The organism is Cerasicoccus maritimus (assembly GCA_031296935.1).
In the GTDB taxonomy this organism is placed as follows: Bacteria; Verrucomicrobiota; Verrucomicrobiia; order Opitutales; family Cerasicoccaceae; genus Cerasicoccus; species Cerasicoccus maritimus.
In genome coordinates, this window is sequence record JAVDPD010000029.1 from 22,958 (window position 1) to 46,562 (window position 23,605).

General features: G+C 50.7%; 18 protein-coding genes and 1 tRNA gene. 9 read left to right on the forward strand and 10 right to left on the reverse strand.

Annotated features, from left to right (window positions below):
- Positions 1-122: 122 nt before the first annotated feature.
- On the reverse strand, positions 123-1,064 hold the full coding sequence (locus tag RBB62_RS16305; protein ID WP_309400129.1) for an AraC family transcriptional regulator: 942 nt from the start codon (positions 1,062-1,064) through the stop codon (positions 123-125).
- Between RBB62_RS16305 and RBB62_RS16310 the strand changes: the two genes are divergently transcribed.
- Complete coding sequence (locus RBB62_RS16310; RefSeq protein ID WP_309400130.1) at positions 1,055-2,329, forward strand: sialidase family protein; 1,275 nt, start codon at positions 1,055-1,057, stop codon at positions 2,327-2,329. The two genes, RBB62_RS16305 and RBB62_RS16310, sit on opposite strands and share 10 nt — an antisense overlap.
- A 217-nt stretch (positions 2,330-2,546) precedes the next feature.
- On the opposite strand, the gene RBB62_RS16315 is transcribed toward RBB62_RS16310, so the two are convergent.
- The 5 genes from RBB62_RS16315 to RBB62_RS16335 all read right to left on the reverse strand — a co-directional run bounded on the left by RBB62_RS16315 (position 2,547) and on the right by RBB62_RS16335 (position 7,094).
- On the reverse strand, positions 2,547-3,308 hold the full coding sequence (locus tag RBB62_RS16315; RefSeq protein ID WP_309400132.1) for a PEP-CTERM sorting domain-containing protein: 762 nt from the start codon (positions 3,306-3,308) through the stop codon (positions 2,547-2,549).
- Between the two features lie 57 nt (positions 3,309-3,365).
- Positions 3,366-4,031 (reverse strand): hypothetical protein, encoded by a 666-nt coding sequence (locus RBB62_RS16320; RefSeq protein WP_309400135.1) that lies wholly within the window; start codon positions 4,029-4,031, stop codon positions 3,366-3,368.
- Positions 4,032-4,231: 200 nt separating this feature from the next.
- Positions 4,232-4,948 carry a GDSL-type esterase/lipase family protein gene (locus RBB62_RS16325; RefSeq protein ID WP_309400136.1) on the reverse strand — a complete coding sequence of 239 codons (717 nt, stop codon included), beginning with the start codon at positions 4,946-4,948 and terminating at the stop codon, positions 4,232-4,234.
- Positions 4,949-4,961: 13 nt separating this feature from the next.
- Complete coding sequence (locus RBB62_RS16330) at positions 4,962-5,687, reverse strand: prepilin-type N-terminal cleavage/methylation domain-containing protein (RefSeq protein WP_343219101.1); 726 nt, start codon at positions 5,685-5,687, stop codon at positions 4,962-4,964.
- Positions 5,688-6,032: 345 nt separating this feature from the next.
- Positions 6,033-7,094 (reverse strand): LacI family DNA-binding transcriptional regulator, encoded by a 1,062-nt coding sequence (locus RBB62_RS16335; RefSeq protein ID WP_309400138.1) that lies wholly within the window; start codon positions 7,092-7,094, stop codon positions 6,033-6,035.
- A gap of 151 nt (positions 7,095-7,245) precedes the next feature.
- Here RBB62_RS16335 and RBB62_RS16340 point away from each other — a divergent pair, with 151 nt between their 5' ends.
- The 4 genes from RBB62_RS16340 (at position 7,246) to RBB62_RS16355 (ending at position 11,509) form a co-directional block, all read left to right on the forward strand.
- Positions 7,246-8,838, forward strand: coding sequence for a xylulokinase (locus tag RBB62_RS16340; RefSeq protein ID WP_309400139.1), 1,593 nt, complete (start codon positions 7,246-7,248; stop codon positions 8,836-8,838).
- Positions 8,839-8,871: 33 nt separating this feature from the next.
- A complete protein-coding gene (gene araA, locus RBB62_RS16345; protein WP_309400140.1) occupies positions 8,872-10,359 on the forward strand; it encodes an L-arabinose isomerase in 1,488 nt (495 codons plus the stop codon).
- A gap of 2 nt (positions 10,360-10,361) precedes the next feature.
- The gene (gene araD / locus RBB62_RS16350; protein WP_309400142.1) at positions 10,362-11,060 is read left to right on the forward strand and encodes an L-ribulose-5-phosphate 4-epimerase AraD; all 699 of its coding nucleotides are present in this window, start codon (positions 10,362-10,364) and stop codon (positions 11,058-11,060) included.
- Positions 11,061-11,434: 374 nt separating this feature from the next.
- Positions 11,435-11,509: transfer RNA gene (locus RBB62_RS16355), tRNA-Arg, on the forward strand.
- A 260-nt stretch (positions 11,510-11,769) separates the two neighbouring features.
- On the opposite strand, the gene RBB62_RS16360 is transcribed toward RBB62_RS16355, so the two are convergent.
- Positions 11,770-14,190: a heparinase II/III domain-containing protein gene (locus RBB62_RS16360; protein ID WP_309400143.1), complete on the reverse strand. Its 2,421-nt coding sequence runs from the start codon at positions 14,188-14,190 to the stop codon at positions 11,770-11,772.
- Between the two features lie 478 nt (positions 14,191-14,668).
- On the opposite strand from RBB62_RS16360, the gene RBB62_RS16365 reads away from it, so the two are divergent.
- A complete protein-coding gene (locus tag RBB62_RS16365) occupies positions 14,669-15,733 on the forward strand; it encodes a hydroxyacid dehydrogenase (protein ID WP_309400144.1) in 1,065 nt (354 codons plus the stop codon).
- Between the two features lie 39 nt (positions 15,734-15,772).
- Here the strand turns inward: RBB62_RS16365 and RBB62_RS16370 are convergent, their stop codons facing one another.
- The 3 genes from RBB62_RS16370 to RBB62_RS16380 are packed head-to-tail and all read right to left on the reverse strand — an operon-like array spanning position 15,773 to position 18,647.
- Positions 15,773-16,537, reverse strand: a complete 765-nt coding sequence (locus RBB62_RS16370) for a DUF6250 domain-containing protein (protein WP_309400145.1) — start codon at positions 16,535-16,537, stop codon at positions 15,773-15,775.
- A 27-nt stretch (positions 16,538-16,564) separates the two neighbouring features.
- Entirely contained in the window at positions 16,565-17,155 is a 591-nt protein-coding gene (locus RBB62_RS16375) for a hypothetical protein (RefSeq protein WP_309400146.1), read from the reverse strand.
- Positions 17,156-17,174: 19 nt separating this feature from the next.
- On the reverse strand, positions 17,175-18,647 hold the full coding sequence (locus RBB62_RS16380) for a PEP-CTERM sorting domain-containing protein (RefSeq protein WP_309400147.1): 1,473 nt from the start codon (positions 18,645-18,647) through the stop codon (positions 17,175-17,177).
- A gap of 332 nt (positions 18,648-18,979) precedes the next feature.
- Here RBB62_RS16380 and RBB62_RS16385 point away from each other — a divergent pair, with 332 nt between their 5' ends.
- The 3 genes from RBB62_RS16385 to RBB62_RS16395 all read left to right on the forward strand — a co-directional run bounded on the left by RBB62_RS16385 (position 18,980) and on the right by RBB62_RS16395 (position 23,554).
- Positions 18,980-19,663, forward strand: coding sequence for a type II secretion system protein (locus RBB62_RS16385; protein WP_309400148.1), 684 nt, complete (start codon positions 18,980-18,982; stop codon positions 19,661-19,663).
- A gap of 350 nt (positions 19,664-20,013) precedes the next feature.
- Entirely contained in the window at positions 20,014-21,813 is a 1,800-nt protein-coding gene (locus tag RBB62_RS16390; protein WP_309400149.1) for a heparinase II/III domain-containing protein, read from the forward strand.
- Positions 21,803-23,554: a sodium:solute symporter family transporter gene (locus RBB62_RS16395; protein WP_309400150.1), complete on the forward strand. Its 1,752-nt coding sequence runs from the start codon at positions 21,803-21,805 to the stop codon at positions 23,552-23,554. Before RBB62_RS16390 ends, RBB62_RS16395 begins: the two co-directional genes overlap by 11 nt.
- The last annotated feature ends 51 nt before the right edge of the window (positions 23,555-23,605 follow it).

Consider the following 23,605-nt stretch of genomic DNA (forward strand, 5'->3'; position numbering starts at 1 on the left):
GTCATGTCGAGAAGCTCATTCAACGAGTAACAGCCTCACAAAACGCATTCCCCTTTGTCCTTTATGGTAGCTCTCGATGGTCTGGTTCGAGGTAGATGTTACCATTGTTTTCATGCTGAAAGCTATTCGCTGACTTGTTTGCGATACTCCCCGGGCGTCATTCCGGTAATCTGTTTAAAGCGGCGCGAAAAATAAAATAGACTGCCAAAGCCGAGCTCGTAGCCGATCTCTTTAATTGGCTTATGACTCTCCATTAATTCGTGGCACGCTGCTTCGATTTGCTGGCGCGAGCGGAAGGCAAACGGACTTACTCCGCATAGCTTTTTAAATTTCTTGCGGTAGGCTTGCTCGCCCAAGCCAAACTCTCGTGCGAGAGCGATGAAGTTTGGCTTTTCACCCAGGGGCAAATCGAGCAATTGCTTGCGTGCGTGGTTTGCCCACTCTACGTCTCCATGATTGACGTGTGTCTGCCAGGTGGCGCACATTGAGGCAATGAGGTTGATAAGGCGTCCCGAGTCTGCAAGGTCTGGTTCGGCAACCCGCCGCTCTGCAAGCGGGATTACTACATCGTAGAAACGGTCTCTCCAACGGGAGATTTCCACCTCGCTGCCAGATGATACTAAATGCCGTACTGGTTCATTGGGATCGAGCAAACCAACGCCCACCCACGCGTCAAATACAGGTCCGGTAAACTCCACATTTATCTCGTTCCAGGACTTCCCTTTGGGTGGTTCATAGGCATGCGGGCGGCCTGGGAACAAGCAGAGCAAATCTCCTTGGTGGATCGGCAAGGTTTGTTTACCGGCGTCGTCGCTGTAGGTTCCTTCTCCCTCAGTGATGAAGACCAAGGAGTAGTTCCTTAAATTACGCGTCATCCCGGCTTCTAAATGCCATCGCATAGCCCAACTGTTATGGATCTCTGCGGCGCGGCTGATGTAGCCTGATGGAATGGCGTCAAAGGTCTCGAAAATCAACCAATAGTCGCGGGGGTGCATACCCCACATACCAGATTGTGTGGTGTATTTACCACCATGTTTAAGGCTGAGTTCTTTCAGTGAGGACACAATTCGGCAAGACTGAGTTATACAAAGAGGTATCGCGGCATAGTGATGCTCTTCAGCAGGCATTGCAAATGAAAAGCCCCGCTAAGATTATGAACAATTCTTCTCAGAACGCCCTTAACCCAACCTCAGTGGCGCAAGATTTTCCAGCTCCTCCCGGTGTCGTGATTAATCACGTCTATGTCGATCAAGGCAAGTATATCGGCTCTCCGAGCATCGCGAAATTAGCCGATGGTTCTTATGTGGCGAGCCATGATTTTTTTGGTCCTGAAACCAAAGAGCACGAAGCAGCCGTTTCGCTGATTTTCCGCAGTGAAGATGACGGTCAAACCTGGAAGCAAATTGCGAAGGTATGCCCGGCCTTTTGGTCGAGTCTGCTTTTGCACGAAGGTGTGCTTTATCTGTTTGGTCTCACGCATCATCATGGGCACATCGTGATCCGTCGCAGTGAAGACGGTGGCTTTACTTGGACAGCGCCCGATGATACCGAAACGGGGTTGCTCACGCCGTATGGGCAATATCACACCGCGCCGACTGCGTTTGTTATTTCGAACGGACGCATCTGGCGTGCGATTGAAGATGCTGCTGGCAGTACACGTTGGGGTGAGCGCTATAATCCGATGCTGATGTCTGCGCCAGTGGGCTCCAATTTACTGCGTCGCGATAGCTGGAACTTTACGCCCATTCTGCGTCATTCACGCGAATGGCTGGAGGGCAAGTTCGGTGGTTGGCTGGAGGGCAACGCGGTGCAACTGCCCAATGGTCGTATCGGCAATGTGCTGCGTGTAGACTACAATCAAGCGGGGAAAGGCGCGATTGTCCGCCTGGACGATGACGGCCAAGCTCTGAAGTTTAACCCAGCGGACGACCTTATCGATCTACCCGGTGGTGCAACGAAGTTTACCATCCGGCACGATTCTGATACTGGGCTTTATTGGGCATTGTCGAATGCCGTGCCGCCGATTCACAGTGATTGTGAAAAGCAAACCACGCAGCGTAATACTCTAGCTTTGATTTGCTCCCGCGATTTGCGTGAGTGGGAAATCCGCTACGTGGTGCTTTACCATCCAGATCCGAAGCAGCACGGCTTTCAATATGCCGATTGGCTCTTCGAAGGAGATGACATGATCGTGGTCAGTCGAACGGCGTGGGATGATGACCAAGGTGGTGCAAAAAATCAACACGACGCAAACTACCTTACCTTTCACCGTGTTAAGAATTTTCGGAGCCTGACGCTCAGGGATTCCAATATAAACCCTTTCGTTTAGTTAGTACAGGCACAAACCGCCATTGGCGGACAGGGAACGCTCGTTGTAATCCAATGGGCGTTCTTCTTTTGGGGCATATTGTTTGGTGCGTACAAAAGTAAGGCATGCGACGTAAACCCCATCGCATGCCTTCGCCACTATGCTGCCACTGTATTAACAATGGCAGCAGGCGGATAGTATATCCCCCAATATACTAAATCAAAATCCAGTCTTTCGCTTAGCGTTTGCGGCGACGGAGGAACATGGCCAAGCCGAGAGCGCCAACACCAGCAAGTGCTGCGTAAGTGGAAGGCTCGGGGATGGTCATCTGGGCTTCAGCGAAAGTTGTCGCAATTACCAAGTTGTCGAAGACGAATGAGTTGCCATTGGTATCGCTGCCGCGCGCGCCAAAAATCGTGTCGAGCGAGCTGATTCCAGTGTCATAAACGACTGTGCTAATGACACTGGTGTAGCCATCTAGCAGTGAGTAGATCTTAACGGTGTCGTAGTTAGTGCCAAGGCCGCCCGAGGCAGAAACCTCTACCACTACACGGGTCGGGTCGCCGTAGGTGTTGATTGAGCCTACGCTGCTTCCGCCAGAGCCATCAAAGTTGCGCGCGCGCACGCCGCTCGATAGGTAATTGGCTCCGGCTGAGTTGTCACGGCTAGCCGAGTCGCTCAGGTTGAAGAAGTAGGTGTTTGCAGCTCCAGGGCGGAAGTCCACATCGGCACCCATGTAGATTGTTGTTCCGTCTGACTGCGCAGCAAAAGTATTGGAAATTGCTGCATCGGCCACGTTGTTACCGGAGTGAACGGCTTGTGTGCCATTATAGGAAAACGTGGTGATGGTGTAGGAGGCGTTTGCGGTCCAGCCGCCTTGGCCGTTAATTTCGGAGCCGAGTTCGTAGGACTCGAAGTCATCGTAAAAAAGCACGGTGGCTTGGGCAGAGGTCGCGAGTACTGTCAGTGCTGCAATCGGGAGTATAGTTTGGACTTTCATTGTATTCTTTTTTTGGGTGTATGGTTTTGAGGGATAGGCGAGGCACAGTAGGCGTTACTATTTAGCGTTTAGCGCCTCGTCAAAGTTGGTTGCGATGATTAGGTTATCCATGGTCATGGCGGAGTGACTGACGGAGCCCCGTCGTGCAAAAAATGTATTCAACTCGCTGACGCCTAATGCACTGGTTACGGTTTGTATCGGGGTGTCCGAAGTGCTGGTCGGATTGATCCAAATGGTTGATGAGTATTTTTCGCCATAGGACGATATCTCGATCACCAAGCGGGCAGGGACATCGTAAGGTGCCGGGCGTCCAGTTTTGGTCTTTTTGCTATCTTTACGAATTCGCGCTGCGATTAGCGGCTTGCCGTCGCGAGCATTGAAGATTGCGCCAGCGGTATTGTCTGGTCCCTTGCCGTTTGCGGCTGCGATCCAGTAGAAATTTGATGCGCTCAGAGAAAAATCGACATCGACGCCAATGTAAAAAGTCCGTTCTTGGGTTTCGATGGCATGAGTGATGGCTGCGTCCGCTACGGTGCGTCCTGAAAATACGCCTTTACCGTCTGCTGTTTTAACAATTTTGTAGGATTCATCCGCGACCCAGCCGCCTTTGCCGTCGATCGACTGGCCAACACTATAGGATTCAAAATTGTCTTCGAAGATAATTCTGGCCTGTGCGCTCAGCGCAACAGCTGAGGTTAGGATGATTGGAAGCAATGCTTTCATATTAAAGGGGAGTTGATTGGGGGGGGATTGTTTGACGGAATGCGTATAAAGCGCGCTCAGCGTCATTGTTTAATATACGGTGGTTATAATAGGGTTTCGTCTAATGTTGAACAACGGTATATGATTGTCGTTTGCCGTCTATTATTGTCGAAAATGGTATCGTGCGCGTGCGCCCGTGACCAAAGACCATATTGCTGCTTTTAATTTACTGAGGTCTTTGCGAGCATGTCCTCCATAGTTGACCGAATGGCCCGTGCCCAGATTTCGTAGCCTTTGGCTAAGGGATGCAGGGCATCGGGGGACATCTCTTTGGTGTAGATGCCGTTTTCGTCGAGTAGCTGATCGCCAATGTCGATGAAGACAATTCGTGGATTGCTGTCCATTTTGCTTAGTATTTCGTTGACTGCTTTTACTTTAGAGCGCTCTGGAGCATTTGGCTTGTAGCCGCGAGGGAAGACGCCCATCAGGATTATTTGGCAGTTTGGACAACTGGTCAGCACTTCATCCACAATTGCCTCCACGCCTTCGGCAATTTCCTCAGCGTTGTCTCGGTGGATGTTGTTGATGCCGGCCAGGATTACGGCGACTTTTGGATCTGTCTCGTCAAGGCTTCCGTTCTGGAGGCGCCAAAGTATATTCTCAGTTTTATCGCCACTGATACCCATATTCACGGCGTCCATGCGCGCATAGTAGCGATCCCAGACGGGCTTGCCGCGGCTGTTTGATGCCCAATTGTTGGTAATCGAATCGCCGATAAAAATTACGTCGGATGGACCTCGTTGTAAGCGCTCATCAATACGGTTGGCTTGGTCGAGCCAAGGATTGCGCACTGTGGGTTCGACAGCTGGGTTCGCATATAAGTTGGCACCGCCCAAGATGGACAGTGCGCATAGGCTGAATAATACTGGCTTTAACATTGGTTCTTGAAAATTACAGGTGGTGGTGACCGAACATGTCGTTTTTGTTCGCGGCAAGGTCTTCGTAGTCGATCAGCTCGACATGCCCATCGAGGAAGCACATATTGGCGGCACCGTCATGAATCGGGTTTGCTTCAGTCGTTTTGCCCCATGAGCGGCATTCCGGGCATTGCATGCTGATCCAGGTTTTTTCACGGCTGGCATACCAGCCATCGCCGATCATTACTATTTCGGCGGGGCGGGCTACCTGGCTTAGATAGACCATGTTGCTGACGTCAGCTGAGGGCAGGATGACGTGGCTGCGATTGGTGGAGTAGCCACCACCCCATGATAGGGTTTCTTCGTCGATTGAGGGGCACTGCCAAACACCGCCTCTGGCATTGCCTTGGGCTTCTGCCGCCCATTCTAGCGGTGGCACGTAGGTTGCGAGGACATTCGGGTAATACCACTCCTTGCCATCCAGCTTTTGCGCTTCCGTTGAGTGTTCCAATGGCAGCACACCATTGTTGTCTGTGGCGTACATTTGGAATGCTGCGCCGATCTGCCGCAGATTGCTGGCGCAGGTTGCGGCTTCGCCTTTTTTGCGAACATGTCCTACGGCGGGAATTAGAATAGCGCCCAAGGTAGCAATGATGGCAATGCAAGCCAGCAATTCCACTAAGGTAAACCCGTATTTATAATTAGCATAAAAATTGGTAACGTACGGACGAGATATTTTAAGATTTGAAGGGGTATCCATGTTTCCTATGATCTTGTGCTGACAAGGATTTCAGCAAGTGAGAAGAACCGCAGTTTTCCTACAATGATTGTAATATTTGGTATTGGATTCTTGGCTGTGAGGAATGTTTTTAGGTACGGTCAGTTTGGCCGTCGTCATATGTCGGCGCGTCTTTTTATATCGGCCAAATGCTCAAACCTTTAAGAGGGAATGGCTTCTGTCATCGGTTCGAGCTAAGTGGGCCATGTCGCGCAGGTTTTCCGCAGATTCGACTCCGTAAACCAAGTTGGTAAATGTTTGATGGCTGTTTTTGCCAGTGTTGCGACCTACAGATTTAACTTGGATTCAGTATCCCTATTGAATGCGTTACGAAGCATTCACTTGGCGATCAGAAGCTGCACGAGTGGTTCCTCCGTCAACCCAACTGCCGCCAATTAGGGTTGCTCTGGGATACTCTGGCACGCCGTACTCGCCGGAGTGAATCATGCTGATGACCATGTCGACTGCGGCTTCGCCCGCGCGGTCATTGTGTTGGTTCATGCCAGACCAGTTGGGGCGGTCCTGTCGCCACTCAAGCTGGATTAAACCAATATCCTCTGGCACACGGATGCCTAGGTCGTTGATCCAAAGGCGGACGATGTTGTAGAGGGTGAAAATCACGTCTGGTTTTTCACGTTTGATCCATTTTGCAAACAATGAAGGATCTGATCTTGCTTCGGTGATTTTATAGAATGGCTTTAAACGTTTACGTAGTGGCAAGTAGCTTTGTCCAATTTGATAGCCGGCGGTGAAGCGCCCTTCCACGAGTGCATCGATCGTTTTGTCCAATGCCAAACCCGGTCGCTGGTAGCCGAGTTCGAGTGCTTTTTCAAATGCGCGCAGGGCCACAATGTGGTGGTCGGTGCAGGCGAAGGGAAGCGCTGGCGCTCGGGTGCGCACGCCGGTAACAACGCAGGGGTAGGTATCCCAGGTGGTTGCAAACTTTCCGGGAAGTTGGTTCGTGTTCATCAGCCCGACAACGATAATCCCACGAATTCCTCTCGCTTTGAGTATTCTATTGAGCCGTTCTCCGTTTAGTTCCGGATCATGGAGCCAGAAATGGTCCAGGTTATAGCCTAGGTGATTCGCACGGTGTTTACAGCCGGCGACATAAGTTGGGATTGTTGGGTGGTTTTGAAACGCATGTTTGTTTTCGTTGGCATTGACAAGGGCCAAGGTTGCTTTGGGGCTGCCGGACTGGTTGTCGCGCAGTTGTGTCATCAGGTGCGCGACAATCGGATTACGCTGATAGCCCAAGTGATCGGCAATTTGCTGAATCCGCTCCCGGGTGGTTGCCGGGATCTGTGGATCATTGCGCAGGCAGAGCGAAACCGTGTTCTTAGAGACGCCCGCTGCCCGGGCGATATCTGTCATCGTGATTCGCTTCATCGGGGCATTTTGACGGCTTGTGGCATTACTGTCAAGTGGCAGTGAGGTTTACTGTGAAGCGCTGCCCCATAAAATGGCTTCTATTCGTAAGTCTCTCGGTGAAACAGAAAAATCCTGAGCGGCTTTAATTTTATGTTATGCGGTTTTCCCTATGCAGAACTACTCGGAAGAAATACAAAACGGCCAATGCACTCTAGGAATAGAACTTGGGTCGACGCGCATTAAGGCGGTCTTAATCGGATCGGAAAATCTTCCTGTGGCTGTTGGTGGGGTTAGATGGGAAAATAAATTTCAAGACGGTGTTTGGACTTACTGCATGGAAGACGTTTGGAGTGGCATTCAATCGTGCATTGCGGATCTTCAAAATTCAGTTAAGACTAAGTTTGGTGTCGAGTTGCTTGAGCTGAAAAGCATCGGCGTCAGTGCCATGATGCATGGCTATTTGGTGTTTGATGCGCAAGATGGTCAATTGGCGCCTTTTAGAACTTGGCGTAATAACATAACTGGCCCTGCTGCTGAAAAGCTGTCTTTGCTCTTTGGTTATCCGATTCCGCAACGCTGGAGCATTGCCCATCTCTACCAGGCCATTTTGAACGGCGAAGCACACGTAGCGGACATCGCATATGCCACCACCTTGGCCGGGTATGTCCACTGGAAATTGACCGGACAAAAAACGATGGGTATTGGCGAAGCTTCTGGCATGTTTCCGATCAATATTGACGCGCAGGATTTTAATGAAGCCATGCTCATTCAGTTCGACGCGTTGATTGCTGAAAAAGGCTTCGGTTGGAAGCTAAAAGACATCTTACCTCAGGTGCAGGTTGCTGGAGAGCGAGCAGGTGAGCTGACAAGGGAGGGAGCCATTTTATTAGATCCCACCGGTCATCTCAAACCGGGTATTCCAGTTTGCCCGCCGGAGGGGGATGCTGGCACAGGCATGGTGGCAACAAACAGTGTCGAAGTCCGCACGGGCAATGTATCGGCGGGCACTTCAGTTTTTGCGATGTTGGTTTTGGATAAAGAGCTTTCGCAGACGCATCATGAAATTGATTTGATCACTACGCCCGATGGCAAGCTCGTAGGAATGGCTCACACGAATAACTGCTCCTCGGATATTGACGCCTGGTTGGGCATTCTTGGCGAAGCAGCTCAAACGATGGGCGCAGACTTCTCAACCGACGAGCTTTATGATCGGCTTTTAAAACTCGCGCTCGAAGGGGACGCTGATTGCGGCGGCCTCTTGTCTTACGGCTATGTATCCGGTGAACACGTGACGGGGTTTACTGAAGGACGCCCGCTCTTTGCTCGGTCACAGGATAGCTGCTTTACGTTGGCAAATTTTATCCGTACGCATTTGTTTTCCGCGCTCTGCGCGCTTCGTACTGGGCTCAATATTCTCTATAACGAAGAAGGTGTTGAGGTGGATGAAATACGCGGGCATGGCGGATTTTTTAAAACCGGAAACGTTGGCCAGCGCATCATGGCGGCGGCCTGTGGCGTGCCGGTTTCGACGCTCAATACTGCTGGAGAAGGCGGTGCCTGGGGGATTGCGCTACTCGCGTCTTACATGATGCGGGACGATCGTCGCCAGACACTGCCCGAATTCCTTCACCCCATTTTTGTCGATAACATGGGAGTCGTTATCGAACCGGAGCCTGCTGACGTTACGGGCTTTCTCCGTTTCTTTGAGCGCTACCACCGGGGACTGTCCGTGGAGCGCGCAGCAGTCGATGCTCTAGATTAATCATTCATCGTAAAAATATATATAATCTAACCTATGAAACAAGTATGGTTTATTACCGGCAGCCAGCACCTTTATGGTCCTGAAACGCTTAGGCAGGTTGCGGCCAATGCTGAGGTCATTGCTCTGGCGCTGAATGCTGACTCGTCGATTCCTGTTGATATCGTCTTCAAGCCAATCGTTACCACTACAGATGAAATTCGTACGATGCTGATGGCGGCAAGCAGTGATCGCGGCTGTATTGGCGTCATTACCTGGATGCATACATTTTCTCCAGCCAAGATGTGGATCGGAGGGCTCAATGCGTTGACCAAGCCGATCTGCCATCTGCATACGCAGTTCAATCGAGACATCCCCTGGGACAGCATCGACATGGATTTCATGAATTTGAATCAGTCGGCGCATGGCGGGCGGGAATACGGTCACATGCTGACTCGTATGAGGATTCCACGCAAGGTAGTCGTGGGGCATTGGGAGGCTGCAGATGTGCGCATGCAACTCGCAAAGTGGGCAGGTGTTGCCTTGGGTTGGGATGAAATGCGGAACCTGAAGATCGTGCGCTTTGGTGATAACATGCGCTACGTATCCGTGACCTGTGGTGACAAGGTGGAGGCCGAGCGCGTGTTTGGTTTCGAAGTCAACACGCATGGCGTTGGTGACTTGGTCGCCGTCATCAACGAAGGAGCGGATGCAGAGATTGACACAGTGTGCCAAGAGTATGCCGATCTTTATGAACTGTCGCCAGAGCTGGTTAAAGGCGGCGTAAGTCATGGGTCCTTGCGCGAAGCTGCTCGCATTGAAATCGGTCTGCGTCGCTTTCTGGTTGATGGCGGATATGGGGCATTTTCCGACACTTTCGAAGACCTGCATGGTATGCTGCAATTGCCTGGCTTGCCAGTGCAGCGTCTGATGTCGGATGGCTATGGTTTTGCCGGAGAGGGAGACTGGAAACACGCTGTGCTCGTGCGCGTGCTCAAGGCAATGACTCCAGGCATGATGGGAGGAACTTCTTTCATGGAAGACTACACCTACCATTTTGATCCGGCCAACGCCCGTTGTCTCGGTTCCCATATGTTAGAAATTTGCCCGTCTATCGCTGCCCATAAGCCGCGGGTGGAAATGCATCCATTGGGTATCGGTGGTAAAGCAGACCCAGTGCGCCTGGTCTTCAATGGTGCAACGGGCTCCGCGATTAATGTCTCACTGGTCGATCTCGGCAATCGTTTTCGTTTCTTGGTGAACGAAGTTGAGAGCGTGGAGATTTCACAGGATATGCCAAAGCTGCCCGTGGCACGCGTTCTCTGGGACGCCAAGCCAAACTTGGCCACAGCTGCCGAAGCCTGGATTCAAGCCGGCGGAGCGCACCATACGGCCTTCAGTTTTGACGTCACCGCCGATCAAATCGAAATGCTAGCCGAAATCGCGGGAACGGAATGCGTCTTTATTGATGAATCGACGGAGATGCGTCGCTTTAAGCAAGACCTGCGGATAGGAGAAATTTACTACGGAATCCGGGGAATTTAGACATGGAACATCGAGCGATACGCGAGGAGTGTTTCGAGGCCAATCTTGCCTTGCCGAAAACGGGGCTGGTCGATTTGACCTTTGGTAACGTAAGTGTTCTCGATGAGAACGTTGGTGTGTTCGCAATCAAGCCAAGCGGCGTCGACTATGCGGCCTTGAGGGCGGAGGACATGGTCGTGGTGGACCTCAATGGAAATGTGGTTGCAGGTAAGCTACGCTATTCGTCGGATACACCGACGCACCGCCGTTTGTTTTTGGCGTTTGCGGAGTATGGCGTGCGTTCAGTGGTTCACACTCATTCGCGCTGCGCCGTGGCGTTTGCCCAGGCCGGGCGTGAGATTCCTTGTCTGGGCACGACTCACGCCGACCATTTTTACGGATCAGTACCGGTTACTCGCAAAATGACAGATGCCGAAATCAACGGCCAATACGAATGGGAAACCGGCAATGTCATTGTTGAGCGTTTTGGTGGAATGAACCCACTGGATGTTCCAGCAGTATTGGTCAACGATCACGGCCCTTTTGTCTGGAACGTTTCAGGGGGTAAGGCTGTGGAGTATGCGCTCGCGCTTGAAGTGGCCGCCGACATGGCGCTGAAGACTCTCGCGCTCTCGCCGGGGCAGGCTGCCGTTGATGAGACATTGCTGGACAAGCATTTCCTGCGAAAGCACGGCAAAAATGCGTATTACGGGCAGACTTAATCACGCGATCAGAAACTTTTTTTCCTTAGGGCTCTAACCTCCCATAAACCAGACGAGAGCGCCTTTTGATTTTGGGCAAGGCGACTCCGGGGACAGGAGGGCGCCCTTTAGTGCAGAAGAATATAGTAGTCAGACGATTCCTACGAGATACTGCCTTTCAGGCCCGTTTGATGGCACAATAGGCTGAATTTGTTTCTGTATGGCATCACGATCAACAAAGAGCATTGAATCTTATTCTGGGCTTTACCTGGCCAAAATCGGCAGCTAGTAGTAGCTGTTTACAATATCAAGAAGGTTTGTTGGTTGCTATTGCGGATTTTGGAATTACTGGTTTCAGAGCCGCACGCATCTCCTTAAGTCTCTGATGATTAAATGCTCCCGTAGTTCAATGGATAGAACAACGGTTTCCGGTACCGTCGATCTGGGTTCGACTCCCGGCGGGAGTACCATCAATTTTATCATCAATGGTTTATGTGATTTATCAATTTATCGGAGGCAGAAAATTGGGTGCAAGTAGCTGAAATGTGTGAGCTCTGGACTAGCAGTTTGTCAACGCTGAGCGGCAAATTTAGCGTTGAATCGACAAAAAGCACTTTTGTGGTATGTTTTTTGTGATTGTGAGTATCAAATATTGCTCATTCACCCGAGCGGCAGTGTCGACTTTAATTAGGGCAGATGGATTCTCGGTTAGGAAGACTCAAAGTATCCATTAGGAGCTTGGCCATGAACTAAGTGTTGTGACAGAAGGCAACGCTGTGGCTTTCCAACCATAGCCAATTGGTCGAAAAAGAACCACCAAACGCACGAAATTCTCATCTTGGTCCGCCTGATAGTTGACTGCTAGCATGCGGGTATTGTTGTTCTGATTTTCTTCATTTGTGGTTGGTTGCGTGGACTCAATTTCAAAGGACGCCCCATTGGGCGAAAGAATACGGGCTTCCATCTGTTTACCATCTTTCGTCAACATCGCTTTAGCGTTTCCATCAATATTGATAGAAGCTGAGGTTACCATGCCCCAGTGAATCTCATCGCCAGCAACTCCATCCAGCTCGTCTTGAATGATTATTCTCGCTGTGTTTTGAGACTCGTCTCGATCAATCATGGCGACTCCTCGCAAAGCTTGAGCGGCATCTGGGTATAATTCCGATAGATCGACGATAACATGTGTCCAGCTGTCTGTGCTGATATATCCAACGATGTCTCCAGCGCCATCAATGGTCTGCAATTTACCGTTAATCGTAAGCGTGTTATGGCTGAAATTATTCGTACGATAGTAGTCCCAGCGGCCATCAACGTAGTCAAAGTATCCCGGTAGATCATAGCTGTCGGCTCCGAGGTCTTCGGCCCAACGAACGCCATCGGACTCCATTACAAAGGAACCTTTGTCTAGATGGGAATGATGGAAACCATTTTTGCCAGCTATCAGACCAAGCCACAAGGCGGATTGACCGCTTTCTCGGTCCCTGAAAAATGCAAGCTCCGACAATCCATCAGACAAGCAAATGTCCTGTGGTAAGCTGGTTGAAGTGTTTTTCGGTTCCCGGGCAAGCCATATTAGATTTAGCACATCGGTTCGGTTCTGTACGCCAGCTATGGAATTGAGCTCATTGAAGGAAGCGGCTCGCTCGGCATCTGCGTAATTGCCCATCCATTGGTTTGCAGTTAGTTTCTCTGCATCGTTTCCATGACGCGCGGCCCACCATAAAAAAGCTCCTGATGCTCCAAGTATATTGGATTTGCCTAAGCCACAATCAGCGAAGTTGAAAACACTTCCACTTGGTCCAAAAGCATGAGCGAAGAAAGCGGGAGTAAATTCCAAGCCTCGTGCCAGACCGAGGTTGCTATCTGAGCCCAGAGAGCTCTCCAATGCATTCAAAATAAATGCCGTGTATGTACCACCGTAACTAAAATATACGGCCCCCTCTGGCCAGACGCCGCTTTGGTCGTAATGCTGTAAGTAGAGTTCGAGAGACGATGGCAGCGCATCAATCGTAGCTTTTGCAAGATCTGGATAGAAATCCTTTAATGCCAGGCTTGCCGCCAGCATTCCACCATTACAAACAGGATTCCAGTTGTTGTCCCACGAGTAAGCATGCCATACGACGTTGACCGGTTGAGGAGAATATACGGATGGCGCGTGCATGAGTACGTTTTGGTATAACGCGTTTCGGATGATCTCTTCACTAGCGCCTAGTTCTTCATACAGCCAGTTGTAACCGATGGCCACGCCCATGCTCATTTCAGCTACGCTGAGAAACTGAGATGGGGCCCAGTTCGGGAAGGCGGAGACTGTTGTCATGATGTCAATGGCGGCATCGAGATATTCAGGATTATCGGTGTAGAGATAAGCAAATGCCAGAACATGAATTCTGCCCATTGCGGCGCGGGATTGCTCAAGGCTTTCAGCCGGAGAGGAGTTATTGAAGGTTACTGGCGCTAGGTCAGGGGAAAGATATGCGTCGGCTGCTGATAGGATACGGTTCACCAAATGAACAATCACCGTTTCCCCACGATCATAGCGTAAGCGTATATCTTGCAGTTTGGCTCCATTCAGGAGGAATCGGCTACGCCCAATTGCGCATTTTACATTGTCGATGCGAAAACTAACGTCTTCCGAACTACCAATTGCGATGAGATTGAAGTCTGTGTACGCGCTATTTGCGTCGGTGGCGACACTCTCAAAGATTAGGTTCCCAGTAAGTCCGGGGCCGTCAAATAGGCGGATGCCAATCTCAACGCTTTGTACGCCGATGCGCGTGATCATTAATTCTGCGCTGTGGACATGGTTGCCCTCGATACGTTCATTGGCGTAAACCGTACTGGCTAAGATGATGCTATCACTGCCGGTCAGTATTTCGCTTTGTGTTCCAGTTTCCTTAACGATGCTTGGGTTAGCCGTTCCCGTGCCGAAGGGCAAATAAACGCGATAGCCAAAGTCATCGCTGGTCGCCGCATTATCGTCTGCCTGCGGTTCGGTGTTATTAGTGTTGTATAGGCCAAAGCGAAGGCCGCCATTGTAGGAAGGAAATCCGGGGGCGTTGGTGGTTGCTGTTGACCCCGCATCGAACAAACGAATATCCAGGCTTACGCGGAGCGTTTGTTGCGGAGTGTTTGCTTCGCCAAGACTCAAGTTTTTAAAAAGTCGGCATACACTCCAGCGAAAGGTTCCATCCTGATCAACAAACAAACCAGGACCTTCAATGCTCGTGGGGCTATGGTCGTTTATGCTAAGAGTTGAGCCATTCACAGCATACCAGTCTTCTCGACTAAGTGAGTCGTAGCCATCCCATTGGCCACACTGAGCGTTTATTTGGAGGCATAGGATACAGGGTAACAGTATAGCTCCTAAATAGCTAATCAGGTTTTTCATGATTTGATTAATTTGGGGTTGAAGCGTCCTGAAAAAACTTGGGGCAATTCATTTTTTCACGTGACTAGTTGGGGGAATTCGTGGACTGCCAATCGTATTTGGGCAGATATCTTTTTCAACTTTCACTCCATTATCACAGGTTACAGGCCTTCTGGAATGGTGCTTGTAACCTGTGTTACCTTTATAATGTTTGAGCAGGATTTTCTGTATCGAGAGACTAGGTGCTGAGGAACATTCTATGTATTCTGCTTCAAACTCTCAACCGGCAGCTAACCCTAATAAACGGCCAAGCATTCCTTCGAATTCGCGAGTTCTGTTTTCTCTGACTCAGAATGAGAAAACACTTTTTTTTCCCAATATGGAAATAAGCTCATCCATTAATGCCGAGTGGGAGTGGATGTCGGGTGAAAACTTATCTCAGGAACAATGGGCTGGAGCATTGGGCGAGATTAAGCCCGATGTGATTGTGTCATGCTGGTCAACACCACGATTGCCAGAATCGATCAATGGCGAACTTCCGGTGAAATATGTGTCCCACCTGTCCGGAACGGTTCGGCATTTTCTGCCGAGAACGTTTCTTGAGAGAGGTGGCCGCGTCACGAATTGGGGAGGTATCGTCGGGCCCACAGTTTCTGAGCACGCCTTACTCTTGGCGCTGGCTTCCTTGCGAAACATCGAGGGTTGGAAATCAGTGATTAATACTCATTCCACCACGGCAATGCATCCTACGTTCAGAGTTGAGACGGCATCGTTATATCGCCGCACGGTTGGCATACACGGCTTTGGGCATGTTGCACGAAAATTGATTCAGTTGCTTAAGCCCTTTGATGTCACAATCAAATGCTATTCCTCCGGAGTACCTCGCGGCGTAATTGAAGAGGCGGGTGTTATTCCATGTGAGTCCCTAGATGCGATATTTACCGGAAGCGATGTGTTATTTGAATGTGAGGCATTGACGGTGGCAACCCGTATGAGTGTGACTGCAGAACTGCTCGCGCTGCTTCCTGATGGCGCCTTGTTTGTGAATGTCGGACGCGGCGAATTGATCGATGAGGATGCTTTGTTTGCGGAAGCTTCCAATGAACGTCTTCGTTTGGCGCTCGATGTCGTTCATGGCGAAATGCTGCCAGATTCGCGTTTTATTGGGATGCCAGGCGTGCTGCTCTCACCTCACATTGCCGGGCCTACATTGGATCACTTTGCGCAGTGTGGCGAGAATGCCCTCGATAATGTACAACGTTACCTCAGAGGGGCTACGTTGCATGCTGAAGTGACTTTGGCGATCTATGATCGCATGACTTAGCGATCACTTTTGCACTGAAGGCAGTTCGGTTTGCCAAGGCTACAGGCGCTCTTTCTCATTCGCCAGCGCGCCAATACGAATGCGGTCATAGTTTACGTCTGAGAACCAAGTCCTTAGGCCAAAGCGGCCACCAGGCAAAGCCTCTTCCTGAAAGTGGTGCTTGAGTTCTCCATCGATGTAAAAACTAAGATCTCCACGATCACACACGATCGTCAATTCATAGGATGAGCCCGGTTCTGCGTATACGCTCTCGTCTTCACTGATCAGCTTAAATCCCGGATTGATTCGAGCTCGGGTCCAGCCACTCATGAAACCGCCAGTGAATGTAAACAGGTAATTGGTGATTTCGTGGTAGCTTTTATACGCGCCCGTCCTTTTATACTCCAATGGCTTGTTGCCAAGTTCCTTGGCGTGGACAAAGAAATTAAGGTTACAAGCATGATCACCGGGCTCAGTCGATGCATCGACGATGATGATCACATTCTGCGGCAAGTCTTGGTTAAACCATACCGTTACCCCGGCTTGGTCTTTAGGAGAGTCTTCACGCCTGATGCTGAGTTCACCTTGTTCAACAAAGACGCTGGGCCCTTGGCTTTCGACGGTCCAACGCGTCGACCAATCATTAGAGTCAAAGGCTTCGTCAAACAACCAGTCGACAGCAAATTCCTGGCTGCCCACTTGATGGATTTCATGCTCGGCTTGCTGAGATACAGGCGCGTCGTCGGCGTTCGCCGACGGTATAGCGAGGATGAAACTGGCTAGGTAGGCCGAATGTCTGGCTAGTCGATAGATAGCAACTTCCATTGAATTGAGGTGAAGATTTGTGTCAGTCTATTGGTCTAGGGGGATGATCTCAAAATCGTCGAGGTACAAAGATCCCGAAGCCCTCCAAAAAAAGATGCTGGCCCGTATCCCGTCCGCATTTTCTGGCGTCGTGATTCTGGCTTGAACCTGGGTCCACTCAGAGGAAATAAGGGCAGCAGACTTTGGCGGTGACGCTGTCGCTGCGCCCTCCCAATCAATGAAGCGCTTGCCGACGGTATTGTCGCCCTGGAGGTAATCTATGCGGATGATGAAGCCCGGAGTTCCATCTTTGATCATGAAGTCGTTACCTGCTTTGATCCATACTGAAAACTCAATGACTTGACCAGGCTCGACAGCAATGCGTCCGCCTTTGGGGGAGATCGCAAAGCGGGCATCTTCAGTAGCGGCCATTACCGCGCACACTTCGCCGGAATGCGGCTGCTGATTTGAAAAATAAAATGCGGCGCCGCTATTTTCGCTGTCTTGGGGGATAAATGGTTTCGCCCACCACTCCCCTTTTGCTTCAAACCCGGGATCGACATTCACCGGGGTTGAAGCAGAAAGTTGAAGTGAGTGAGTCGCCAGCCCAAATGCTAACAAGAAAATCGTTTTCATCATGCTGATTTACCAGAGGTAATTATTGACGACGACGCTTGATGATCGCCATGCCCAAGGCCAGCCCACTGAGAATCATGGCATAAGTGGTAGGCTCAGGAATGCTGGACACGGTGAATTGCAGCAGATTTCCATCGCCGCTGTAGGCGAAATTGCCGGACCAGCCTTCTCCCAGGCTTTCCGCTGAAAGACCAAAGCTGGACAATGCGATACTCTGAGTTGTGCCGCCAAAATCAATCAGGTCAAAAGTTTGGCCCTCGGTGACATCTCCGCTATCGGTAAAGGTGAAGAGAATGCTGTCATCTCCACCCGCTGCGGAACCAGTCATGGATGAGTTGCTTAGCACGATCGAATCCTGACTTGAACCCAGAGTGAACAGTATATTCGCGTCGCCTTCAAAAACCAAGCCAAGGCTACTGCCATCTCCGCCGGTCAAAGTCATCGTCCCAACTTGATTTACTTGGCCGGGGTCAAGGATGCCTCCATTCGCTACCGTGATTGCGCCGCTAACGCCAGAGCCAAAGGTGATCGTTCCGTCGACTCCCAGCGTCGCATTGTTAGCAACGCTATAGGTGCCTTGGCCAGAAACATTGCTATAGGTCGTGTCCGAAGAGCCGACCAGATAGAGGCTGCCTTCGTTGACTGAGGTCGCCCCTGCATAACCGCCCCAAGCGCCACTCGATCCACTGTTGCTGGAAATAATCAATCGACCGGCGCCCGCTTTGGTGAAGGCCATTTGATTGTCCGCCCGACTGGGATTGTCGCCGAAGGTGCCGGTGAACGTCGTGTTTGTCGATTGATCTACGAGCAGCGTTCGGACTCCTGACGTGGAGCTAAAGGCGCTGCGAATTTTAACCGTTCCCGTTCCTGAAAGGCTACCGATAGTTGCCGTGTTGCCGACGACTCCGGCACCAAGCATTAATTGGCCGCCATTCAGTACGAAATGCGTGTTTGACCCACTCCCGGCAGTCCCGCCGCCACTCGCATCCGCCAGAATGACGCCGCTGTCGCTCGTGGAGAATTCGTTGATGGTGATCGTGCCATCCCATGCCGAAGAGCCGTTCAGCAGGATGCGCAAGGTTCCATTGCTATCGATGTTATCCGTGAGGCTAAAGTTGCCGCTACCGCTTCCTGAAACCGTCAATCGATGGCCGCTGGAGCCTGTTGTGGTAAAGTTGGCTCCGTTCTCAATAGTAACATCTCCGACGTTAGCAGTCCATATCGCGATGTCAGTCGGGCCATTGTCGGTGATCACCGCGTCATTGCCATTGGTCCAGAACTCAGTGGCGGCACCTCCATCGGTAGTCGCCCAGGGGGTCACGCTGGTCGTCGTCGTCCAGGATTGGTCGCCTACATAATTGCCATTCCAGAAGAGCGTTGCCGCTCCAAGATTGCTGCTAATGGATATGCAGCCTAGCGTAATACCAACGGCGAGTCTAGCGGGCAGTGATTTGGACACAGTGCGGGAGGGGAGGTTTGGGATATGTTTCTTCATGTTGTTATGTTGTTTAAGTTCCAGGCATGAACGCTTTAGGGCGTGAATCTTTCTGGCCATCAGGGGGGGGGGATCAAAGTTGATTTGCGCGTTGTATAGGTTTCAGACGACACGATACATCATCGTCAGGAAAAGAATAATGAAGGGGCATTAATGAGCAAACTTATGATGCGTAGACGTTTATGCGGCCAATATAGACAATGATCCTATAGGCTCAAGGGGTTTGCATATAACACAGTTTATATCGTTTTATAAACTGTGTTATATAAATGCGCTTTGAACTCTGCTGCTGAAGTCATATCGTCAAAATTATATCAGTTCAGCCCCCCCCCATGATGAGTCCATTTATCCCTCTTAATCGTTCGACAGCCGTTAAGTCGCAACACGTAGTTCCCCAACTGGGGTTCACTTTAACCGAGCTTCTCGTAGTTATCGCCATCATTGCGATCCTCGGAGTCATACTGATACCAGTCACATCCGTGATCCGAGAAAAAGCGAATGCGACCAAGTGCGCGAGTAACATGCGCCATGTTGGACAGGCGATTGTAATTTATCAAACAGACAACAATGGCCTGCTGCCGCCGAATAATGCCAACTCCGGCTCGACTGCTAAAGACACCTGGACGATGGTTCTTCGGCCATACATTGAAGTGAATGACGGTAAGACTCATGGCACAGGAACGGACTTGATGAATGATCACCTTACCTGCCCCTCTCTCGAATCCACGCTGCAGCCAGATTCGTGGTGGGAGTCTAACTATGCAGTAGGGATGGCTTTTGGCATCGATGGCGTGCCGCGGAACTCGTTTAATGTAGATACAGCGCGCACGGTGATGCTTGTTGAGAACGATAAGCCCAGTGTGCGTTCCTTAAGGACTACTGGTGGACCATGGTCGTATGTTGGGCTTAACCATAATGGCTACGCCAATGTTCTGTTTCATGATGGACACCTTGAGCAATGGTCTGAGTCCACAATTCCCAAGGATTACAGTGATCCGGCTTGGGCTGCCCAATAAGGAGTCCACGGTGCTCCAAATTTAACCACTTCAATGCGATCCATTTAAGGATTCGCTGGGTACCCTGTTTTAATATGCAAGTGTCTTCACGCCTCCCCCTCGGTTTACAATCAATTTCTAATGCATTATTCCTATGCTGCTCTATAGCGTTATGTTGCCTGTTGATCATTGGCTGCGATCGGCACGGAGAGTCCGCCCCGCTTGCGTTAGAAAAATCTGTCAATGAGACTCCAACGATAAAGCCGGAATCTCCAATCTCGGCTGAGGTGAACGATCGTGCGCATCCTAGTTTATTGCTGACCGATAGTCGAGTCGCCGAGATCAGGGCGCGCGGGGAAATAGATCCTCTAATGGCCAAACTACTCAACAAATTACGTGAGGATGCGGAGGTCTACTACCATGCTGATCTGCTGGAATATCAAGACTCTAACTCCAAACAGTTGATGGTTAGCCGTGCGGCGATTGGGCGTATTTTGACCTTGGGCTTGATCTATCAGGTCGATGGTGAAGAACGCTATGCGAGAAGGGCGAAAGAAGAGCTCATGAATGTCGCATCGTTTCCTGACTGGAAGCCCTCACAGTTCCTTAGTGTTGCAGAAATGAGCGTTGCGGTAGCATTTGGATACGACTGGTTGTACAACGAGCTAAGCGCCCAAGAGCGCGCCGAATTGCGCCAAGCCTTGTTGGATAAAGCGCTTGTCTATGGTCCTGCAGCCTATGGCGACATCAGTCAGCGGAAGGTTGCAAACTGGTCGGCTGTTGCGGATAGAGACACGGCAATTAATAATTGGAATCCCGTGTGTAATGGTGGGCTGCTTGCCGCCGCGCTCGTTTTGCAAGAACAGACGCCCGAGCTCTCCGCGGTCGTATATAAGGGCGTCACTGAAACACTCCCACGTACGCTGGAATATTATGGGCCTGATGGCGTTTGGCCAGAAAGTCCGACTTATTGGGGATATGGAACAAGTTATGTGGTGCTCTGCCTTGCGCTAATGCAGGATCAACTTGGCTCTGATAATGGTTTATCCGCGTTGCCTGGCATCGCTGAAACGGCGGACTACACGCGTTATATTTTTGGGCCTACCGGTGTTGCTTTTACCTATGGAGATGGCGGTCCTGCTCGTGATGTGATTTTGGGAAGTTCGCCATCTGTCGCCTGGCTGATCCAGCATTTTGACCAGTCATCAAGCGTTCCTTTATTTAGGAAGCGTTTGAGTCGTTTTCTGGACACAAAACTATCCGGATATTTTGCGAGTTTAACGCCGGGTGCTGCTCATCGCTTTACACCGTTGGCGACCCTATGGCTTCCAGAAGCGTCCGAAGCATATTCAGATGACAGTTCCCCATTGAACATTCATCATGACGGATTCTCCGAACTTGTTTTCTTGCGAAGCCGTTGGAATGACCCAAATGGGCTATGGTTGGCAATGAAAGCTGGCCAAAATGGGTTTGCACATAGCCATCTTGACTTGGGCTCGTTTGTGCTGGAAGCCGACGGTGTGCGGTGGGGGGAAGATTTGGGCTCAGACAGCTATGGTCTCAAGGGATACTGGGATAGTAAGCCGGATGGCATGCGATGGAGTTATTACCGAATGAATAATCTCAGCCACAATACGATCGGTCCCGGGCAGACGTTGCAGTCCGTCACGGCTACTGCTCCTGTCATTGATTTTAAATCCGCTCCGGAGATGGCTTACGCAGTGGTTGACATGACGGAGGTTTATCCAGACGCCGCCGAACGAATGCGACGTGGCGTCGCCATGTTGGACAATGCTTACATCTTGATTCAGGACGAGTGGACCGCACCATCAGGCCATCAGCCAACAGTATGGCGCATGATGACCCGAGCGGCTGTTGCTCTTTCCGCTGATGGTCGAAGCGCGACTCTTACTCTGCAAGGTAAGGAATTGATGGCCAGAATACTAAAGCCCGAGACCGCACAATTTTCCATCGAGTCAGCGACGCCTTCCAACCCCAAAGAGAAACAAAACAACGGGCTGAGGGTTTTGACCGCAACGGTTCCACCCACGACCGAAGATGTCCAACTCGCTATTGTATTAATACCCGGCAGCTCAAAATCAGAATCAACGCAAGTCACTGCTTTGGACTTATGGGCTGATGCTTTCGGGGGGATGGATAATGCAAACTAGTGACTACGTCACGATTGGCGTTTACCTCGTTTTTCTGGTCGTCATTGGTTGGTTCTTTGGTCGACTCAGTCGGACAGCCAGTGACTATGTTCGAGGTGGAGGAAAGGCGACCTGGTGGCTCGTTGGCAGCAGTTCATTGCTTGCAGGCATCTCCGCCTTCACCTTCACCGGAAATGCCGCGGCGGCATTTGAAGCGGGTCCAACTCTACTGGTTATCTATGCGGCAAACATCATTGCTTACTTAATTCAGGGTTTCTGTTTGGCGGCTTGGTTTCGGCAGACACGTGCTTACACGGTTGCCGATGTATTGCGCGATCGTTTTGGCCCTTCCGTTGAGCAGTTCAAGGCTTACTACGGGTTGATTTTTGGACTGCTTTCCGGCGCTGTCCCGCTCTGGGCACTTGCGGTATTTTGTTCCAGTGCCTTTGGTTTTTCTGCAACTTCCACGATCCTGATCTTAGGCATCGTGGTTACCGTTTACTCGATCCGCGGAGGGAAGTGGGCGGTGATGGGCAATGACTTTGTCCAATCGCTCATTCTATTCCCGATAACGATTCTTGTGGCGTGGTATTGCCTGCGCGAGGTGGGTGGAATATCAGGATTCATTGATTTATTCAGTCGTCCGGATTTGGCCGATGACTTCGCCTTTGTGAAGCCGGAAGGCGCGTTCGAGGATAACAAGTTTTCCTTGAAGTGGATTGTCGCGGTATTTTTCATTCAATTAACTGGGCAACTGAACTTGCTTGCGGCCAGTCGTTACCTAGCTGCGCATGATGGCCGAGAAGCTTCACGAGCCGCGTTCTTCTGTGCTGGCGGGATGTTATTTGGAGCGATCGTTTGGTTTATTCCACCAATGGTGGCGCGCGGTTTGTGGGAGGCGGAGGTTCTTGCGATGCCCGTGGGACAGGCTGGCGGCGGATCATATGCAGTGGCCGCCATGAAAGTTCTACCGAATGGCTTAATGGGGGTAATGATTGTAGCGATGTTTGCGGCGACCTTGAGTACAATGGATACCGCAATTAACGCAAATGCTGGCATCATTATTCGCAATATCGTCCCGCCTTTTCGCCGACTTCTCAGTATGAAGGAGCTTGATGATCAATCTTCCATCTGGATTGGCCGCGTTTCGACCGTGGTCTTAGGCGCCGCGAATACTGGCCTGGCAATTTGGTATTCTCTGCTAGAGGGATTTGGCCTCTTTGACTCTTTGCTCATCCTTGGTTCTGTTTTTGGTCTGCCGATCAGCATACCATTATTGTCGGGATTGTTTCTGAAAAGACTTCCGCGTTGGTCTTTCTTTTTCATCGCAAGTGTGGCAATCGCGCCAGCGCTTTGGTCTTTGGTCGATCAGGCGTGGTATGGAAACACCTGGACCTATGTAGATCGAAGCCTTTGGGTTATCGTGTTTGGACTGGCGGCAACCGTCTTTTGCATACCGTTTTATAGCCGCCAGCCCGTGGAGTTTCGCAACCAGGTAGATGCGTTTTTTCAGAAAATGAACACCCCTCTATCGGAGGAGGAGCGTGGCGAAGGCAATGATCATATCCAAGCCCGTATGTTAGGTCTAACGACGATCGTTATGGGATGCTTTTTACTACTGCTAATGTGTTTGCCCAATCCACTGGCTGGCCGCCTGGCGATCCTTGCTGTCGGCGGGAGCGTCATTCTTGTTGGCGCGTTGCTGCTTTTAGTTGCGCGTTTTGGTGCCCGGCGCCAAGCTCAGGAAAGAGTGAGCCATTAGAAGTCTTAAAGGTCCTATGTTGACGCACTGTTCATATGCCGTTTCAATAAA

Excerpts from the sequence above, each read along its gene's own strand:
- RBB62_RS16340 (WP_309400139.1), top strand. The coding sequence starts at position 7,246 with ATGCAGAACTACTCGGAAGAAATACAAAACGGCCAATGCACTCTAGGA.
- araA (WP_309400140.1), top strand. The coding sequence starts at position 8,872 with ATGAAACAAGTATGGTTTATTACCGGCAGCCAGCACCTTTATGGTCCT.
- RBB62_RS16320 (WP_309400135.1), bottom strand. The coding sequence starts at position 4,031 with ATGAAAGCATTGCTTCCAATCATCCTAACCTCAGCTGTTGCGCTGAGC.
- RBB62_RS16395 (WP_309400150.1), top strand. The coding sequence starts at position 21,803 with ATGCAAACTAGTGACTACGTCACGATTGGCGTTTACCTCGTTTTTCTG.
- RBB62_RS16335 (WP_309400138.1), bottom strand. The coding sequence starts at position 7,094 with ATGAAGCGAATCACGATGACAGATATCGCCCGGGCAGCGGGCGTCTCT.
- RBB62_RS16315 (WP_309400132.1), bottom strand. The coding sequence starts at position 3,308 with ATGAAAGTCCAAACTATACTCCCGATTGCAGCACTGACAGTACTCGCG.
- RBB62_RS16380 (WP_309400147.1), bottom strand. The coding sequence starts at position 18,647 with ATGAAGAAACATATCCCAAACCTCCCCTCCCGCACTGTGTCCAAATCA.
- RBB62_RS16370 (WP_309400145.1), bottom strand. The coding sequence starts at position 16,537 with ATGGAAGTTGCTATCTATCGACTAGCCAGACATTCGGCCTACCTAGCC.
- araD (WP_309400142.1), top strand. The coding sequence starts at position 10,362 with ATGGAACATCGAGCGATACGCGAGGAGTGTTTCGAGGCCAATCTTGCC.
- RBB62_RS16325 (WP_309400136.1), bottom strand. The coding sequence starts at position 4,948 with ATGTTAAAGCCAGTATTATTCAGCCTATGCGCACTGTCCATCTTGGGC.
- RBB62_RS16330 (WP_343219101.1), bottom strand. The coding sequence starts at position 5,687 with ATGGATACCCCTTCAAATCTTAAAATATCTCGTCCGTACGTTACCAAT.
- RBB62_RS16385 (WP_309400148.1), top strand. The coding sequence starts at position 18,980 with ATGATGAGTCCATTTATCCCTCTTAATCGTTCGACAGCCGTTAAGTCG.
- RBB62_RS16375 (WP_309400146.1), bottom strand. The coding sequence starts at position 17,155 with ATGATGAAAACGATTTTCTTGTTAGCATTTGGGCTGGCGACTCACTCA.
- RBB62_RS16365 (WP_309400144.1), top strand. The coding sequence starts at position 14,669 with ATGTATTCTGCTTCAAACTCTCAACCGGCAGCTAACCCTAATAAACGG.
- RBB62_RS16390 (WP_309400149.1), top strand. The coding sequence starts at position 20,014 with ATGGCCAAACTACTCAACAAATTACGTGAGGATGCGGAGGTCTACTAC.